At 65.8% G+C, this 17,420-nt stretch carries 10 protein-coding genes; 4 read left to right on the top strand and 6 right to left on the bottom strand.

The window, feature by feature from the left end; all coding sequences use genetic code 11:
• Positions 1-272 precede the first annotated feature (272 nt).
• Together ACT53M_RS08245 and ACT53M_RS08240 are read left to right on the top strand one after the other, a co-directional pair.
• Positions 273-3,392 carry a TonB-dependent receptor gene (locus ACT53M_RS08245; protein WP_476232637.1) on the top strand — a complete coding sequence of 1,040 codons (3,120 nt, stop codon included), beginning with the start codon at positions 273-275 and terminating at the stop codon, positions 3,390-3,392.
• A gap of 147 nt (positions 3,393-3,539) precedes the next feature.
• On the top strand, positions 3,540-5,072 hold the full coding sequence (locus tag ACT53M_RS08240) for a tryptophan halogenase family protein (protein ID WP_476232635.1): 1,533 nt from the start codon (positions 3,540-3,542) through the stop codon (positions 5,070-5,072).
• 112 nt (positions 5,073-5,184) lie between these two features.
• On the opposite strand, the gene ACT53M_RS08235 is transcribed toward ACT53M_RS08240, so the two are convergent.
• Both ACT53M_RS08235 and ACT53M_RS08230 read right to left on the bottom strand, forming a co-directional pair.
• On the bottom strand, positions 5,185-6,639 hold the full coding sequence (locus tag ACT53M_RS08235; RefSeq protein ID WP_476232634.1) for a glucoamylase family protein: 1,455 nt from the start codon (positions 6,637-6,639) through the stop codon (positions 5,185-5,187).
• 10 nt (positions 6,640-6,649) lie between these two features.
• The gene (locus tag ACT53M_RS08230) at positions 6,650-7,651 is read right to left on the bottom strand and encodes a LacI family DNA-binding transcriptional regulator (protein ID WP_476232633.1); all 1,002 of its coding nucleotides are present in this window, start codon (positions 7,649-7,651) and stop codon (positions 6,650-6,652) included.
• 165 nt (positions 7,652-7,816) lie between these two features.
• On the opposite strand from ACT53M_RS08230, the gene ACT53M_RS08225 reads away from it, so the two are divergent.
• Entirely contained in the window at positions 7,817-10,099 is a 2,283-nt protein-coding gene (locus ACT53M_RS08225; RefSeq protein ID WP_476232632.1) for a glycoside hydrolase family 3 N-terminal domain-containing protein, read from the top strand.
• Positions 10,100-10,202: 103 nt separating this feature from the next.
• Here ACT53M_RS08225 and ACT53M_RS08220 read toward each other — a convergent pair whose 3' ends face one another.
• Complete coding sequence (locus ACT53M_RS08220; RefSeq protein ID WP_476232630.1) at positions 10,203-10,832, bottom strand: trimeric intracellular cation channel family protein; 630 nt, start codon at positions 10,830-10,832, stop codon at positions 10,203-10,205.
• Positions 10,833-10,912: 80 nt separating this feature from the next.
• Between ACT53M_RS08220 and ACT53M_RS08215 the strand changes: the two genes are divergently transcribed.
• A complete protein-coding gene (locus ACT53M_RS08215) occupies positions 10,913-11,563 on the top strand; it encodes a YoaK family protein (protein WP_476232629.1) in 651 nt (216 codons plus the stop codon).
• A gap of 217 nt (positions 11,564-11,780) precedes the next feature.
• Here the strand turns inward: ACT53M_RS08215 and lpdA are convergent, their stop codons facing one another.
• The 3 genes from lpdA to ACT53M_RS08200 all read right to left on the bottom strand — a co-directional run bounded on the left by lpdA (position 11,781) and on the right by ACT53M_RS08200 (position 17,395).
• A complete protein-coding gene (lpdA, locus tag ACT53M_RS08210) occupies positions 11,781-13,172 on the bottom strand; it encodes a dihydrolipoyl dehydrogenase (protein ID WP_476232628.1) in 1,392 nt (463 codons plus the stop codon).
• Positions 13,173-13,265: 93 nt separating this feature from the next.
• Positions 13,266-14,462, bottom strand: coding sequence for a 2-oxoglutarate dehydrogenase complex dihydrolipoyllysine-residue succinyltransferase (odhB, locus tag ACT53M_RS08205; RefSeq protein ID WP_476232626.1), 1,197 nt, complete (start codon positions 14,460-14,462; stop codon positions 13,266-13,268).
• A gap of 2 nt (positions 14,463-14,464) precedes the next feature.
• Positions 14,465-17,395, bottom strand: a complete 2,931-nt coding sequence (locus ACT53M_RS08200; RefSeq protein ID WP_476232625.1) for a 2-oxoglutarate dehydrogenase E1 component — start codon at positions 17,393-17,395, stop codon at positions 14,465-14,467.
• Between the last annotated feature and the right edge of the window lie 25 nt (positions 17,396-17,420).

Raw genomic sequence — 17,420 nt, 5'->3', positions numbered from 1 at the left:
CTCCTTCGCGCGTGATGCTCTGCTCTGGTGAAAGCGGCGGCGATTCGAACGGCGAAGGAAAGCTGCCGTGTTCCCTGGGGACAACGGGCTGCGCGGCGCCAGGTGAGGCTTGCGCGCAACACGTGATTCGCAACCGTACAGGCGGGGCTTGTCGGCTATTGTAACCGGTTACTACCGGTTGTAAACGGTTACTCTGGGTAACAGGAATCGCCTCTGGACGGCGGCACGAAGCCGATGTTCCAAGAGCGAAAAGTAAAGGGGAATGGGAGAGGATGGTAAAGCATAGAACGCGCGCGTGTGCGGCGGGTATTTCCACGCTGGCAGTAAGCATCGCGCTGGCAGTTTCTGCACCGGCATATGCCCAGACATCGCAATCGACGCTGCGCGGCAAGGCGCCTGCGGGCGCGACCGTCATGGTGACGGAAGTCGACACGGGCGCAGTCCGCAAGACGACTGCCAGCGCCGACGGCACCTATGTGATCGCAGGCCTGCCGGCCGGTAATTATCACGTCACTGCAGGCGACAAGCTGGACGCCGATGTCACCCTGGCGGTGGCGTCGGTTTCGGTCGTCGATCTCGAACCGGCGCGCGCGGCGGACAAGGACACCGTGGTGGTGGTCGGCCGTCGTCCGACGGTCGAGGTCCATTCCTCGCAGGTCAACCAGATCGTGTCGCTGCACGACATCGCCTCGCTGCCGCAGACGACGCGCAACTTCCTCGAATTTGCCGACACCGTGCCGGGCATGACCTTCACGCGCGACCAGAAGGGCAACACGTCGATTCGCGGCGGCGCCCAGCTCGATTCGGCGGCGAACGTCTATATCGATGGCGTGAGCTGGAAGGACTATGTCGGCAGCGGCGGTGGCACCGGCGGCTCCGGCTCCGGCTTCACCGGCAGCGGTGGCTCGGACGGCAATGGCGATCCCGGTAACCCGTTCCCGCAGCTCGCCATTGGCGAGTACAAGGTCGTCACCTCGAACTACAGCGCCGAATATGGCGATGCATCGAGCGCGATCATCATCGCCCAGACCAAGTCGGGCACCAACCAGTTCCACGGCGAGATTTTCGGCAACTATACCGACCAGAATCTCCGTGCCTCGCTGCCGGGCGAGACCACCAAGGCCAGCCAGTCGAGCAAGGAATATGGCGCTGCGCTGGGCGGCCCGATCGTAAAGGACGTCGCGCACTTCTTCTTCACCTGGGAGCACAAGAGTCTCGCTATCTCCAACACGGTTTACCCGAGCGGTGCCGTGCCGGCCTCTGCGATCGCATTGCTGCCCCAGAACGTGTCGAACCAGTTCGGCGCGGTGACCAACCCGTTCAAGGAAAACCTCTATTTCGGCAAGATCGACGTCGAGCCGACCGCGAACGACCGGATCGAATTTACCGGAAACCTGCGTCTGGAAACCAACATCACCGGCGCGAGCGGGCAGAATGCCGCGTCGACCGCGGTTCCGTACAAGAACGACGTCAAGCGCGGCGACATGCGCTGGCAGCACAGCGCGGACAATTGGGTCAACGAGTTCCGGATCTCCTATCAGGACTCCAACTCGGCGGCGGTGACGACCAAGGCTTCGCCGCAGTTCCAATATTCCTGGTTCCCGAATCCGCCCACGGCGTTCAACAGCGAACAGAACAGCGCGTCGATCATCAATGTCGGAGGTCCCGGCTCGGGCGTCGGCATCGTCAACCGGCAGAAGGGCTGGACCTTTGCCGACAACGTTACCTTCCCCAACGTGCATTGGATGGGGGACCACACCATCAAGATCGGCGCCAGCTATGGCGCGATCACGCTGAAGACCCAGAATGCCAGCACCGACCTGGCCAATGCCACCTATTATTATGCGGTCAGCTCCGCAGGTGTCGGTCAGACGCCGTGGCAGGTCCAGTTCGCGAACGTCGTGCCCGGCTACTCGCCGAACGTTACGACGACCGACAAGCAGTACAGCCTGTACGTGCAGGACAACTGGCAGGTTAACAACAAGCTGACCTTCGATCTCGGCCTGCGCTGGGATCATGAAGAGGTGCCGGCCTATCTGAACTACGTGACTCCATCGCCGGTCGTGGCGGCGCTCAACGGGCCGTACTGCGCGCCGGTAACGTCCACCTGCACCACGACCACGTCCTATGCCCAGGCGCTGGCCACCAGCGTGCCGGGTGCGCCGGGGATCAACATCAACGATTATGTCAGCACCGGCAGCAACCGTAAGGCGCCGCACAATTTCTCGCCGCGCATCGGTTTCACCTATGACTTCCACGAAGACGGGTCATTCGTGCTGTTCGGCGGCTATGCCCGTTCGTACAACCGCAACCTGTTCAGCACGCTGGCGCTCGAAACCACCAAGATCGCGCTGAACAACAACCCGCAGGTCTTCTTCCCGTCGGCGCAGACGAACGACACGTTCGGCGGCGGCCAGTGCAAGACCCAGGCCGATATCGACCCGAACCGGCACTGCTATCAGTGGAACGATGCCTATCTGACGCCGCAGGGCCTGGCGACGTTGCAGACCAGCCCGACGTCGCATGAAGTCGACCTGATCCGAAACAACATCAAGACGCCCTATGCGGATCAGTTCAGCCTGGGCATCCGCAACCGGATCGGCGACTGGAACACCCAGGCGACCCTGTCCTACATTGCCAGCTACGACGGCATCTACGGCCATTGGGGTGCGCGCTATGCCAATGGTGCCTTCTACCAGAATGGCAGCCAGTGGGGTGCGCAGGGCGTGCCGGGCATCGGCTCGCTGATCCTGTGGGACAACGGCTTCAAGGACCGCAACCTCCAGGTCTCTCTGGCGGCGCAGAAGCCCTACACCAAGGAATCGGGCTGGAGTGCGACTATCTCCTACACCTATTCGGCGGCGGCGCAGAACAACTCCTACGCCTATGGGTCGGCCGGGAACATGTACATGTTCGACTATCCGACGATCAACGGCTACCCGATGCAGCGGTCGACTGCCGTGCCGCGGCACCGGCTGGTGGTGGCGGGCACCTATGATCTGCCCTGGGGCATTCAGTTCGGTGGCAAGCTGTCGCTGGCGACGTCGCAGTCGGTCAGCCAGATCTATGGCTGCAATACCGGCATCCCCGGCTGTAACCCGTACAACTCCATTGGTGGCGGCACCGCAGGGATTGCCATCCTCAAGCCGAGCGATTTCCTTGGCTACAAGGATATCGACGTGCAGTTGACCAAGAACTTTACCCTGGTCAGCGGCGTTACCGCCTATGGCCGCGTCGACATACTGAACCTGTTCAACTGGAAGAACTATGATCCGTTGGCGATCACTACGACCAGCACCAACGGGATACCTGTATCCGCCGCGTACAACCCGAACGGTTCGATCGTCGGAACGCCGTTCATGGTGAAGTTCTCGGCCGGGGTGCGGTTCTGATCTAGCCCATGTCGGGGGCGCTCCGTCGGTCCTTGTACCGCCGGAGCGCCCCTTTTCTTTTCAGCTATCTGCTGTGACCTGCCCCTTGCGTGTACTGGTTCGGCTGCGCCGCGGGCGGTATGACGGCGTGTCTTTTACCTCGGGGGTATGATGGCGCAGCAATCGACCAGCGCACCGATCCGCAGCATTGCGGTCATCGGCGGAGGGTCTGCCGGCTGGATGGCAGCCGCAGCCATTTCGAAGTCCTTTGGCCGCAGCATCCGCGTCACGCTTGTCGAATCCGAAGAGATCGGCCTGATCGGCGTGGGTGAGGCGACCGTGCCGCATTTGTCCGCCTTCAATCGCCTGCTGGAAATCAACGAGGCGGAATTCGTCCGCCAGACGCAGGGCACGTTCAAGCTGGGCATCCAGTTCAACGACTGGGGCAAGATCGGCGACAGCTATGTCCATGGCTTCGGCACGATCGGGCGCGATCTGGGCTTGATGCCGTTCCACCAATATTGGCTGAAGGCGCGCGCGGCGGGCAAGGCGAAAGACATCAGCGCCTATTCGCTCAACACGGTGGCTGCACCGCTCGGCAAGTTCATGGTGCCGCCCGGCGATGCGCCGCCCAATTCGCCGCTCGCCGAAATCGCCTATGCCTATCATTTCGACGCAGTGCGCTATGCCGCCTTTCTGCGCCGCCGTGCCGAAGCGCAGGGGGTGACGCGGATCGAAGGCAAGGTGGTTTCGGTCAACCGCAACGGCGAGACCGGGTTCGTCGACAGCGTGACGCTGGAAAGCGGCGCCGCCGTTGCGGCCGACCTGTTCATTGATTGCACCGGCTTTCGTTCGTTGCTGATCGGCGATGCGCTGGGGGTCGGCTTCGAGGACTGGACGCTCTGGCTGCCCTGCGACCGGGCGCTGGCGGTGCCGTGCGAAAAGGTCGGGCCGCCGACGCCCTATACGCGCTCCACGGCGCGGTCGGCCGGCTGGCAGTGGCGCATTCCGCTGCAGCACCGCACCGGCAACGGCTATGTCTATGCCAGCAACGCCATCAGCGATGACGAGGCCGCCGCGTTCCTGCTCGCCAATCTGGACGGCAAGCCGCTCGGCGATCCCCGGCTGATCCGTTTCACTACCGGCAAGCGGCACAAATTGTGGGACAAGAATGTCGTCGCGATCGGCCTTGCCGGCGGCTTTATCGAGCCGCTGGAATCGACCGCGATCTTCCTGATTCAGTCGGGCATCAACCGGCTGATGGCGCTGTTCCCCGATACGGCGTGCGACGAGGCGCTGCGCAACACCTATAACGAACAGGCGCAGTTCGAATATGAGCGCATCCGCGACTTCATCATCCTGCATTATTGCGCCACCACCCGCGACGATTCCGAATTCTGGAACCATGTGCGCACCATGGACATCCCCGACAGCCTGCGCGCCTATATCGACCTGTTCCGCGCCAACGGGCAGTTTTTCCGCAACGGCACCGAGATGTTCGGCCTGACGAGCTGGGTGCAGGTGATGCTGGGCCAGGGCATCGAGCCGCGCGCCTATCACCCGGCGGTCAACTGGGTGCGTGACGAGGACATGCTCGGGCTGGTTGGCCATGTCGAAAAGGTGATCGAGGCCAATGTCGGGCTGATGCCGCCGCACGAGGCGTTCATCGCCCGCCACTGCGCAGCACGCGCCGAGGGGTAGCCGCCCGACACGGATTCACCACGGTGTCCCCCGGCGCCATGGTGGAGGGCGGCCCCTGCCGCCCGAACGGACCCGGCCCGCGCCCCCCGCGGGCCGGGTTTCCCAATCTCGCTCAGGCCGGCGCGCGGTCGAGCCAGCCGCCGCTGAAGCCCGCGCGACGCAGCCCCCGCAAAATCGGCGGCGAACGGCGCATCACGCGCCACACCGCCTCGCTGCGATAATTGGCGATCGCCATCAGGATCGGGCCCTGGTCGATCCCCAGCCAGTCGGTCGCGACCCAGCCATGCGTGGCATCGATGCTGCCGGTGTCGAGCTTCACACGCGTGTCGCGGAAGCTCGGGTTGAACGAATCGCGGAAGCCATAGTCGCCATAGAGGCGCGGGTCAGCCCTGGCGCGGCGATGGAGCGCCAGCCCGGCCGGAATGGCGATTTCCGGCGCGAAGGCGAGCGAGCCCAGCGCTGCGGTGGGCGCAAGCGTGCCGTCGTCAAAGCCGTCGGGTTCGTCGATCGGGCCGCGCGCGCTATAGCCGCGATAGGCGGCATCGGCGCCGTGGCCGGGCGCCGGGAAATTGCCCGGCCCGTCGCACGCCGTCAGGCCCCAGATGTCGCGGCCATAGCCCGACCAGCCCATCGGGTTGCGGATGCAATAGGCGCGGTTGGCGAAGGTCTCGCGACGGCTGTTCTCGAAATAGTCGAACCCCGCCGCACGCATCGGCGCGTCGTAGATGCCGCGGAAATCGACCCAGGCCTCGGTATATTGGTGGCCGAACAGCGGCGCGAAGGCCAGGCGCCTTGTGGCCCCTCCGCCGCGCCAGAAGCGCGGATAGGGCGCACACCAGGCCTGCCAGCTGTCGTCGCGCGCGGCATGGCGCGTCGAGCCGAGCGCCAGCAGATAGACCAGCTTGCCCTCGTTATACCCGTCCCACGGGCGGTCGATGAACCCCTTTTCGGGATGCCAGCCCATCGAAATCGGCGTGCGTTCCTGCTGGAACCAGTCCCATTCGGCGCGCTCGACCAGATCATAGGCAAGGTGGCGGATTTCGGCTTCGACCGGATCGGCGCGGTCAAACCAGCCCGCCGCGAACAGCGCGCCCATATGGAACAGCGACGTGTCGACGGTCGACAGCTCGCAGCCCCCATAGCGCAGCCCGGTCTGCATATCGAGAAAGTGGTAGAAGAAGCCGCGATGCCCGGCCACGCCTTCGCGCGCGTCGCTCATCGGCAGGCCGCTGAGGAAACGCAGCGTGGTGACGGTGCGGTCGCGTGCGGCGGCACGGCTGATCCAGCCGCGCTCCACGCCCAGCGGATAGGCCGTCAGCGCGAACCCCACGGCCGCGATCGAGCAGAAGGAAGGCGTCGGCCACCGATCCGGCACCATGCCGTTGGCCGCATTGGTCCGTTCCCAGAAGAAGCGGAAGGTGCGGTGCTCCAGATCGTCGAAAAAGGCGGGAAGCACCGGCCGGGCGGCGGGGGCGGCGACTGCCGGCAGCGCCATCGCGCCGATCGCGCCGGCAACACTGCTCCCTGCGGCGCACAGGGCGGCGCGCCGGTTGATTCCTTCGGACATTCCACTCTCCTCAACGCGCGGTCTGGCTGGTTCCCCGTTCGATCAACCGCGTTTCACAAAGTTCGGTGGCAATAGCGGGTGCATGATCCGCATCGATCTGCGCCACCAGCGCCTCGACAGCGCGCGAGCCCATCGCCGCGATGTCGATCCGCACGGTGGTAAGGTCGGCGAAGCGCGCGAGCGGCACGTCGTCAAAGCCGGTGACGGCCACCTGACCGGGTACCGCGAGCCCTGCTTCGCGCAGTGCCTGCATCGCACCCAGCGCCATCATGTCGTTGCCGGCGACGATCGCGTCGAGCGGGGCGCCTTCGGCCAGCAAACCGCGCGTCAGGGCCATGCCGGTTTCCTCCCTGAAATCGCCATCCAGCACGCGCTGGGGCAGGGCCGGCGCCAGTTCGGTCATGGCGGCGCGATAGCCCTCCGCACGCTCGCGCGCGTCGATATTGGCCGGGTCTCCGCCCAGATGGACGATCGCGCGCCGCCCGCTTGCCAGCAGATGCCGGACCACCGCGCCGATGCCGCCGCGGTTATCGACCCGCAGGGCGAAATGGTCGTCGGTCTCCGGGCTGTTGATCAGCACCGTCGGCAGCGCCTGTGGCAGGGTGGATTCGCGTTCTGCGGCATCGAGCTGCGGCGCCATCACGATCAGCCCGTCGACGCGCCCGCGCATTGCCGCCAGCGCCTGGCGTGCCAGCACCGGATCGGCGAGCATGCTGGACAGCAGCAGCACATAACCCTGCTCGCGCGCCGCCGCTTCCATGCCGCGCACCAGTTCGCTGAAGAATTCGCCATAGATGCCCGGCAGCACCACGCCCAGGGCATGGCTGCGCGCGGTGCTGAGGCTGCGCGCGCCGGCATGGGGCGTGTAGCGCAGATCGCGCATCGCCGTGACGACCTTCTCGCGCGTCTCTGCCTTGACGCTGGGATGACCGTTGAGGACGCGCGAGACCGACGCCACCGACAGGCCGGATATCCGGGCGACATCGCGAATGGTGGCCGTCGATCGGCTCAACTCTTTTCCCCTCCCACGCAGGCAGTTCGAGCCATTTCTAGGCGCGCTGCCGAGGATTGCCAACATTGCGACGAGTCAATAAGTAACCGGTTACAAGAATCGGTCAACTGTTCTGCTGCGGGCATGGTCATGCGCCGCGCCGGTTGGCAACGGGAGAGATGGGGAATGGCGATTTCCACGATTTCGCGGCGCGGCGCGATCACGGCGCTGGGCCTTGCCAGCGCCTGGGCGGCCAGCCCGTTGCGGGCCGCGCTGGCGCAGGCACATACGGCGCTCAGCCCGCGTCACGCTGCGATGATCGACGCGCTGCTGGCGCGGATGACGCTGGAGGAAAAGGCCGGGCAGTTGACGCTGCGTGCCTCGGCCTGGGGCGGCGACCGTGCCGCCGGGTTCAATCCGCCGTCTTCGGGCAATTTCGACAAGCAGATCGAGGACGCAGTCGCCGGACGGCTGACCGGCGTGTTCAACGGCAATGGCGCGGTGATGGCGCAGCGCATGCAGCAGGCGGTGATGACGCGATCGCGGCTGAAGATTCCGCTGCTGTTCGCTGCCGATGTCGTCCATGGCCATCGTACCATCTTCCCCAGCCCGACCGGCGAAGTGGCTAGTTTCGAGCCCGAACTGGCCGAACGTACGGCGCGCATCGCGGCCTATGAAGGGGCGGGCGCGGGTATCGACTGGACCTTCTCGCCGATGGTCGACATCGCGCACGACCAGCGCTGGGGGCGCGCGATGGAGGGCGCGGGTGAGGATGTGCTGCTCGGCCGGCTGTTCGCCGCTGCGCGCGTGCGCGGTTTCCAGGGCAAGGATCTCGCCGCAGACGATGCGATGATGGCCTGTGCCAAGCATTTCGCGGGCTATGGCGCGGTCGAGGCGGGGCTCGATTACAACAGCGTCGACATGTCGGAGCGGACGCTGCGCGAAACCTATTTCCCGCCCTTTCAGGCGGCGTTCGACGCCGGGTGCGGCACCACCATGGCATCGTTCAACGAAATTTCCGGCATGCCCTCGACAGCGAACCACTGGCTGCTGACCGACGTGCTGCGCGGCGAGTGGAAATTCCCCGGCGTTGTGGTGTCTGACTATACCGGCGACCAGGAACTGATCGCCCACGGCGTCGCCGCCGATGGGCGCGACGCGGCGCGTCTGGCGCTGATCGCCGGCGTCGACATGAGCATGGAGAGCAATCTCTACATGCTCCACCTGCCAGAGCTCGTCCGTTCCGGTACGGTGCCTGAGGCGCTGGTCGATCGTTCGGTCCGCCGCGTGCTGGCGATGAAGGCGATGCTCGGGCTGTTCGACAATCCGTTTCGCCGCATCGATCCGGCGCGTGAAAAGGCCCGCTCCCGCAAGCCGGCGTCGATCGCGCTGGCACGCGAGGCAGCGCGCAAGTCGATCGTGATGCTGCGCAACCAGGGCGATCTGCTGCCCCTGGCGAAATCGGCAAGGGTGGCGCTGGTCGGGCCGTTTGCGACCGGCCAGCACGACCTGATCGGCGGCTGGTGCGTCTATGGCGACGATGCGCAGGCTGTGGCGCTCGACACCGGCATGAAGGCGGCCGGCGGACAAGTAACGGTGGTGGAAGGCTGCAAGCCGGATGCCGCGATCCCCGGCGGAATCGAAGCGGCCGTCGCGGCGGCGCGCGCTGCCGATGTCGTCGTGCTGGCGGTCGGCGAGCCGCAGGACTGGTCCGGCGAGGCGCAGTCGCGCACCGAAATCACCATTTCCGATGCGCAACAGGCGCTGGCGGAAGCGCTCGCTGCCACCGGCAAGCCGATGGTGGTGGTGCTGAAGAACGGCCGCGCGATGGCGCTGGAAGGCGCGATCCGCGATGCGGCGGCGCTGCTCGTCACCTGGCAGCTCGGCTCGGAGACCGGCAACGCGATTGCCGACATTCTCTACGGCGTGCAGGGGCCGGGCGGCCGTCTGCCGGTCAGCTTTCCGTTCGCGGGGGGGCAGGAGCCGTACCACTATGACCACAAGCCGACCGGCCGCCCGAACGGCGACGGACCGCTCGAATCGTTCAAGACGCATTATCGCGGCCTGCCCAACGAAGCGCTGTTCCCGTTCGGCCACGGCCTTACCTATGGCCGGATCGCCTATAGCGACCTGAAGCTCGCCCCGGCGATGGCATGGGACGGCACGCTGACCGTCAGTGCCACGCTGACCAACCATGGCAGCCGCGCCGCCGAGGAAGTGGCCCAGCTCTACATTCACGACCGGGTGGCGAGCGTCACCCGGCCGGTGCGCCAGCTCAAGGCGTTCGCCAAAGTGCCGCTGGCCCCGGGCGAGAGCCGCGTGGTGCAGTTCACGCTGCGCCGCGCCGATCTGGAATTTTTCGGCCTCGCCAATCGTCGCACGGTCGAGCCGGGGCAGTTCGATATCTGGGTGGCGCCATCGGCGCAGGCGGAGGGCGTGCGGGGCAGCTTCACGTTGCAGGCGGCCTGAGCGCCGCGCGCTAGAGCATTTTCAAGTTGACCGTGTACGGTCAACGACTCGGAAAATGTGGCAACCAAATATTTGGAGCGTTTTCGCCCATGGTGAAAACGCTCTAGCGCCCGCCGCGATAGGCAGGCAGACCCAGCTTCCAGATGATCGCCGCCGCCCGCAGCGCGAAGCCGGCCGCTGCGGCGGCGAGGCCGGCGGCGAGGGGCGGCATGCCCAGCAGGCTGAGCGCGACATAGACCGAGGAGGCGAGCGCAGCTGCCGTCACATAGAGCTCCGGCCGCATCAGGATCGAAGGCTCGCCGGCCAGCACGTCGCGGATGATGCCGCCGACGCACGCCGTCACCACGCCCATCACCGCGGCCGGCACCGGCGGTATGCCATAGCCGAATGCCTTGGCCGCGCCGAACGCGGCATAGGCGGCAAGCCCCAGCGCATCCAGCCAGGCAAAGGTCCGGTCATTCCACCAATGCTGTGGCGTGAACCAGACGATCAGCGCCATCGCCAGGCACAGGCTGGCGACCGTGGCGTCGTGCACCCAGAAGACCGGTGCGCCGATCAGCAGGTCGCGCACCGTGCCGCCGCCGACGCCGGTGATCAGCGCGAAGAAGGTTGCCGTCACCATCGTCTGATCGCGCCGTGTGGCCGCCAGCGCGCCGGTGGCGGCGAACACGGCGATGCCGAACAGGTCGAGCCAGGGCAGGATCGGTCCGATCTGTGGGACGGGAACGGGCATGACCCGTCTTTGGCGCGCCGCATCGCGACAAGTCAAACGGGGTCTGGCGATACGCGCGCTGCTGGGGCAAATAGCGGGTCATGCAACGTACGGAATCTCCGCTGATTGTAATGGCGGTCTGTCTCGCGGCGCTCGCCGGGTTCGTCGATGCGCTTGCCTATACCTGTTTCGGCGGCTTCTTCGCGTCGTTCATGAGCGGCAACTCGACCCGGCTCGGCGTCGGGCTGGGTGCCTATGTGCCGGGCGATGCGGCCATGGCGGCGGCGCTGGTGATGAGTTTCGTAGCCGGCGTGATCCTGTCGAGCGTGATCGTCCGCGCGCGGCCGGTGGGTCACCAGGCTGCCGTGATGACCGTGGTAACGCTGTTGCTGCTGCTCGCGGCGATCGTCGCCAGCATCGCACCGGGGCCGCAGGTGCTGTTGCTGCTTGCGGCGGCGATGGGCACCGAAAACGGCGTGTTCCACCGTGACGGCGAAGTCACGATCGGCGTGACCTATATGACCGGATCGCTGGTGAAGATGGGCCAGAAGCTCGGCGCCGCGCTGATGGGCGACCGCGAGCCGTTCGGCTGGGTGCCGTTCCTCGCGCTGTGGCTGGGTTTCCTCGCCGGCGCGGTATCGGGCGCATCGGCGCAATATCGCTGGGGCTGGAGCGCGCTGTGGCTGGCGCCGATGGTGGCGGCAGTGCTGACGGCGGCGGTGGCGCGTGTGGCGCGGGGATTGCGGGGGTAGGGTTCGAAACTGTCCCTTTTGCTCCCCTCCCGGAAAGGGAGGGGCTGGGGGTGGGTACGCGCGTCTGCGCGCTCCAAAGAATCTTCCCCAAATTGTCAGCGAGTCCCGCCGCCCGCGGGCGGCGGACCCACCCCTGCCCCTCCCTTTCAGGGAGGGGAATCGATCCTATTTGCCCAATGCGATCCCCCTCCTGCGCCTGCAGGAGGGTGACTTACCCTCAGATATGGATCGGCTTGCCCCGCACGCCCATTGCCGCTTCCTTGATCGCTTCGGAATGCGTCGGGTGCGCGTGGCAGGTATAGGCGATGTCCTCGCTGGTCGCGCCGAACTCCATTGCCTGCGCGGCCTGGGCGATCATCGTGCCGGCGACGCTGGCGATCACCCACACGCCGAGCACGCGGTCGCTCTTCGCATCGGCGATGATCTTCACGAAGCCGTCGGGTTCATGGTTGGTCTTGGCGCGGCTGTTGGCGAGCATCGGGAACTTGCCGACCTTCACTTCGCCGCGCGCCTTGGCCGCTTCCTCGGTCAGGCCGACGCCGGCGATTTCAGGCCAAGTATAGACGACGCTGGGGATCACGTCGTGGTTCACGATGCCGGTCTGGCCGGCGATGTTCTCGGCAACCGCAATGCCTTCGTCCTCGGCCTTGTGGGCGAGCATCGGGCCGGGGATCACGTCGCCGATCGCCCACACGCCATCGACCTTGGTGCGGAAGCTGTGGTCGGTCTCGATCTGGCCGCGCTGGTTGGTGGCGAGGCCGATCTTGTCGAGCGCCAGCCCGTCGGTGTTCGGACGGCGGCCGATCGACACCAGCACGCAATCGGCTTCCAGCGTCTCGGCAGCGCCGCCCGCGGCGGGCTCGAGGGTGAGGGTGGCCTTGTCGCCGTTCACCGCCACGCCGGTCACCTTGGTGCCCAGCTTGAACTCGATGCCCTGCTTCTTGAAGATCTTGTTGGCTTCCTTGCGGACGTCGCCGTCCATGCCGGGCAGGATCTGGTCGAGATATTCGACGCAGGTGACCTTGGCGCCCAGACGGCGCCACACGCTGCCCAGCTCAAGCCCGATCACGCCGCCGCCGATCACGACCATGTGCTCCGGCACCTTGGGCAGCTCGAGCGCGCCGGTCGAATCCACGACGACCTTCTGGTCGATCGTCACGCCCGGCAGCGGGGTGACCGACGAGCCGGTGGCGATGACGATGTTCTTGGCCGTGACCTTCTGGTCGCCGACCGAGACGGTGTGCGCGTCCTCGAAGCTGGCGCGGCCCTTCAGCCAGGTGACCTTGTTCTTCTTGAACAGGAATTCGATGCCGCCGGTGAGCTGCTTCACCGCGTCGCGGCGCTGGCCGTGCATGGTGTCGAGGTCGAGCTCCGGCGTCACCTTGACGCCCAGCTTCGCCATCGCGCCATTGGCGGCGGCGTCGAAATATTCGGACGCATGGAGCATCGCCTTGGAAGGAATGCAGCCGACGTTGAGGCAAGTCCCCCCCAGCGTCTCCCGGCTCTCTGCGCAGGCGGTCTTGAGGCCCAGCTGCGCGGCACGGATCGCAGCGACATAGCCGCCGGGGCCGGCACCGATCACCAGGACATCGAAATCATATTCAGCCATTTTATGCTCCACGCGTGCTCCGGCATCGGCGGGAGCGCAGGGGTTGGCCCAAAAGGGCGTTGCGCCCCCGCTTCGGGCGGGGGCGCAAGGGAATTACAGGTCGATCAACAGCCGGGTCGGATCCTCGATCGCATTCTTGATCGCGACGAGGAACGTAACGGCTTCGCGGCCGTCGATCAGGCGGTGGTCGTAGCTGAGCGCCAGATACATCATCGGGCGGACGACGACCTGGCCGTTACGCACAACCGGGCGGTCCTCGATGCGGTGCAGGCCCAGCACGGCCGACTGCGGCGGGTTGATGATCGGCGTCGACATCAGCGAGCCGAACACGCCGCCGTTCGAAATGGTGAAGGTGCCACCCTTCATTTCATCCATCTTCAGCGTGCCGTCCTTGGCGCGCTTGCCGAAGTCGCCGATCGTTTTTTCGATGCCGGCGACCGACAGGTCCTGCGCATCGCGGATCACCGGCACGACCAGGCCCTGCGGGGCCGAGACCGCGACCGAGATGTCGCAATAATCGTGATAGACGATCTCATCGCCTTCGATCGAGCCGTTGACGCCGGGGATGTCCTTCAGCGCCATGCAGGCGGCCTTCACGAAGAAGCCCATGAAGCCCAGGCGAACGCCGTGCTTCTTTTCGAACAGATCCTTGTACTTGGCGCGTGCCTCGATAACCGCGCTCATGTCCACGTCGTTGAACGTGGTGAGCATCGCGGCGGTGTTCTGGGCTTCCTTCAGGCGCTTGGCGACGGTCTGGCGCAGGCGGGTCATCCGCACGCGCTCTTCCTTGCGACCGCCGGTGGCGGCGGGCGCAGCGACCGGGGCAGTGTCCTGCGCCGGGCTGGCGGCGGGCTTGGCGCTGGCGGCCGCGATAACGTCGTCCTTGGTCAGGCGACCGTCCTTGCCGGTGCCCTGCACGGTCGAGGGATCGACACCCGTTTCCAGCACCGCACGGCGCACCGACGGCGACAGCGCAGCCGCATCGGCGGCGGGCGCCGGGGCAGGGGCCGGAGCGGCCGTGGCAGGCGCGGCAGCCGGGGCGGCCGCAGCGCCTTCGCCAGCGATGATCGCGATCACGGCACCGACTTCGACGGTGTCACCGACCTTGACGATCTGCTCGCCCATCACGCCGGCGACCGGCGAGGGGACTTCGACCGAGACCTTGTCGGTCTCAAGGCTGGCGATCGGTTCGTCGGCACGGACCGGATCGCCCGGATTCTTCAGCCATTCACCGACGGTTGCTTCGGTGATCGACTCGCCCAGCGTGGGGACTTTGACTTCGGTGGCCATTCTCAACCTTTCCGGGTGCGACGGATTTCTTCGCGGACATTATGGCCGAGCGCGTCGGCAACGAGCGCGCCCTGCTCTGCGGTGTGGCGCTTCATCAGGCCGGTGGCGGGCGATGCCGCCGCGGCCCGACCGGCATAGCGCGGACGCTGCGGCTTGACGCGCGCATCGATCAGGCATTGCTCGATCAGCGGCTCGACAAAGAACCAGTAGCCGTTGTTTTTCGGCTCTTCCTGCGCCCACACCACCTCTTCGAGGTTGGTCATGCGCTTCAGTCGCTCGGTCAGCGGCTCGCCCGGGAACGGGTAGAGCTGCTCGATCCGGACGATCGCCGTGTTCTTGTCGCCGGCCGCGTCGCGCGCTTCCATCAGGTCGTACGAGACCTTGCCGGTGCAGAGCACGAGGCGCTTCACGTCGGTGTCCGCCGGTGCGTTGGGGTCCGACAGGATCCGCTTGAAGTGGCTGTCGCCCAGGAACTCCTCGGCGCTGGAGACCGCCAGCTTGTGGCGAAGCAGCGACTTGGGCGTGAACTGGATCAGCGGCTTGCGGAAGTTGCGGTGCATCTGCCGGCGCAGCAGGTGGAAGTAATTGGCCGGCGTGGTGATGTTCACCACCTGCATATTGTCCTGCGCGCACAGCTGCAGGAACCGCTCCGGACGCGCCGAGCTGTGCTCGGGGCCCTGGCCCTCATAACCGTGCGGCAGCAGCATCACCAGGCCATTGGCGCGGAGCCACTTGGCCTCGCCCGACGCGATGAACTGGTCGATCATGATCTGCGCGCCGTTCACGAAGTCGCCGAACTGTGCTTCCCACAGCACCAGCGCTTTCGGATCGGCAAGCGCATAGCCATATTCGAAGCCAAGCACGCCATATTCGCTGAGCGGCGAGTCGAGCACCTCGAAGCTGCCATGCGGCACCGTGGTGAGCGGCACATATTTGGCTTCGGTCTTCTGGTCGACCCAGACGGCATGGCGTTGCGAGAAGGTGCCGCGGCCCGAATCCTGGCCGGACAGGCGCACGGTATAGCCTTCCGAGAGCAGCGAGCCGAAGGCAAGCGCCTCGCCGGTCGCCCAGTCGAAATTGGCGCCGGACTTGAACATCTCGCGCTTGGCGTCGAGCACGCGACCAAGGGTCTTGTGGATCTCGAGGCCCTCGGGGACCGTGGTCAGGGTGCGGCCGAGGCTGTCGAACAGCTTCTTCTCGATGCCGGTTTCGACATTGCGGCGAGCGCTTTCGGCGTCCACCGGCGCGCCGAGGCCGGACCAGCGGCCGGCGAACCAGTCCGCCTTGTTTGGCAGATAGGTCTTGCCCGCCTCGAACTCGCCTTCGAGGAGCGTGTTGAACTGGTGGGTCTTCTCGTCGATGAAACCCTGATCGACCACGCCTTCGGCGATCAGCTTCTGACCATAGATGCTGCTGACACCGGGGTGCTGGCGGATCTTCTGGTACATCAGCGGCTGCGTGAAGCCGGGCTCGTCGCCTTCATTGTGGCCGAAGCGGCGATAGCACCACATGTCGATCACGATGTCGCGGTGGAAGGCCTGGCGGAACTCGATCGCCACCTTGCACGCGAAGGTCACGGCTTCGGGGTCGTCGCCGTTGACATGGATGATCGGTGCCTGGACGCCCTTCGCGACATCCGACGGATAGGGCGAGGAACGCGCGAATTGCGGGCTCGTCGTAAAGCCGACCTGGTTGTTGATGACGAAATGGATGCAACCGCCGGTATTATAGCCGCGGATGCCGGAGAAGCCGAGCGTCTCCCACACAATGCCCTGGCCCGCGAACGCCGCGTCGCCGTGGATCAGCACCGGCAGGACCTGATCGTGCTTTTCCAGGTCGCCACGGATCGTCTGCAGCGCGCGCGCCTTGCCGAGCACGACCGGATCTGCGGCCTCAAGGTGCGAGGGATTGGCAACCAGCGACATATGGACGCTGATGCCGTCGAACTCACGGTCGGTCGACGTGCCGAGATGGTATTTCACGTCGCCCGAACCGCCGACGTCCTCGGGGTTGGCCGAGCCGCCGCCGAATTCGTGGAAGATCACGCGGAACGGCTTCGCCATCACGTTGGCGAGCATGTTCAGACGGCCGCGATGGGCCATGCCGTACACGATCTCGCGGACGCCCTGCTGGCCGCCGTACTTGATGATCGCTTCCATTGCCGGGATCATCGATTCGCCGCCGTCGAGGCCGAACCGCTTGGTGCCGACATATTTCTTGCCGAGGAACTTTTCCCACTGCTCGGCTTCGATCACCTTGGACAGGATGGCCTTCTTACCATCGGCCGTGAAGGTGATTGCCTTGTCCTTGCCTTCCATCCGGTCCTGGAGGAAGCGCCGCTCCTCCACGTCCGCGATGTGCATGTATTCGAGGCCGACATTGCCGCAGTAATTGGCCTGCAGAATCGCGACGATCTCGCGCACCGTCGCCTGTTGCAGACCCAGCGCGCCGCCCAGATAAATCGGACGGTCGAGATCGGCACCCGAGAAGCCGTGATATTCCGGCGTCAGGTCGGCGGGCAGGTTCTGGCGGGCGAGGCCGAGCGGATCGAGATTGGCGGCCAGATGCCCGCGCACCCGATAGGTGCGGATCAGCATCATCGCGCGGATCGAATCTTCGGCTGCCTTGGCGATGTCCGCCGTCGAGGCGGCGGGCGCCGCCGGCTTGGCCGGGGCGCCGCCTTTGGCGGGCTTCGGCGCCGGCTCCATCTGGGTGGGGTCGAGACCGGCGGTCAGTGCGTCGGTCTCGGTCAGTGGCCAGTTCGGACGCTGCCAGCTGGGGCCGGAGGCCGTGTTTTCGAGGCCCTCGAACCAGGCGCGCCAGCTTGGTTCGACCGATGCCGGATCGCTCTTGTAGCGCCGGTACAGAGTCTCGACGAAGGCGGGGCTTACGCCGCCAGCGATGTCGTCGAAGTCGAGGCCTTCATAGCCCATGATCACAGTTCCGTTCGTGTTAGCG

Source organism: Sphingomonas sp. DMC6 (assembly GCF_056314225.1).
The sequence above is the reverse complement of the archived record's forward strand: the minus strand, read 5'-3'. Positions and strand labels throughout refer to the sequence as shown.

Bases quoted from the DNA above. Each gene is read 5' to 3' on its own strand.
- ACT53M_RS08245 (WP_476232637.1), top strand. From the start codon at position 273: ATGGTAAAGCATAGAACGCGCGCGTGTGCGGCGGGTATTTCCACGCTG.
- ACT53M_RS08240 (WP_476232635.1), top strand. From the start codon at position 3,540: ATGATGGCGCAGCAATCGACCAGCGCACCGATCCGCAGCATTGCGGTC.
- ACT53M_RS08235 (WP_476232634.1), bottom strand. From the start codon at position 6,639: ATGTCCGAAGGAATCAACCGGCGCGCCGCCCTGTGCGCCGCAGGGAGC.
- ACT53M_RS08225 (WP_476232632.1), top strand. From the start codon at position 7,817: ATGGCGATTTCCACGATTTCGCGGCGCGGCGCGATCACGGCGCTGGGC.
- ACT53M_RS08220 (WP_476232630.1), bottom strand. From the start codon at position 10,832: ATGCCCGTTCCCGTCCCACAGATCGGACCGATCCTGCCCTGGCTCGAC.
- ACT53M_RS08215 (WP_476232629.1), top strand. From the start codon at position 10,913: ATGCAACGTACGGAATCTCCGCTGATTGTAATGGCGGTCTGTCTCGCG.
- lpdA (WP_476232628.1), bottom strand. From the start codon at position 13,172: ATGGCTGAATATGATTTCGATGTCCTGGTGATCGGTGCCGGCCCCGGC.
- odhB (WP_476232626.1), bottom strand. From the start codon at position 14,462: ATGGCCACCGAAGTCAAAGTCCCCACGCTGGGCGAGTCGATCACCGAA.
- ACT53M_RS08200 (WP_476232625.1), bottom strand. From the start codon at position 17,395: ATGGGCTATGAAGGCCTCGACTTCGACGACATCGCTGGCGGCGTAAGC.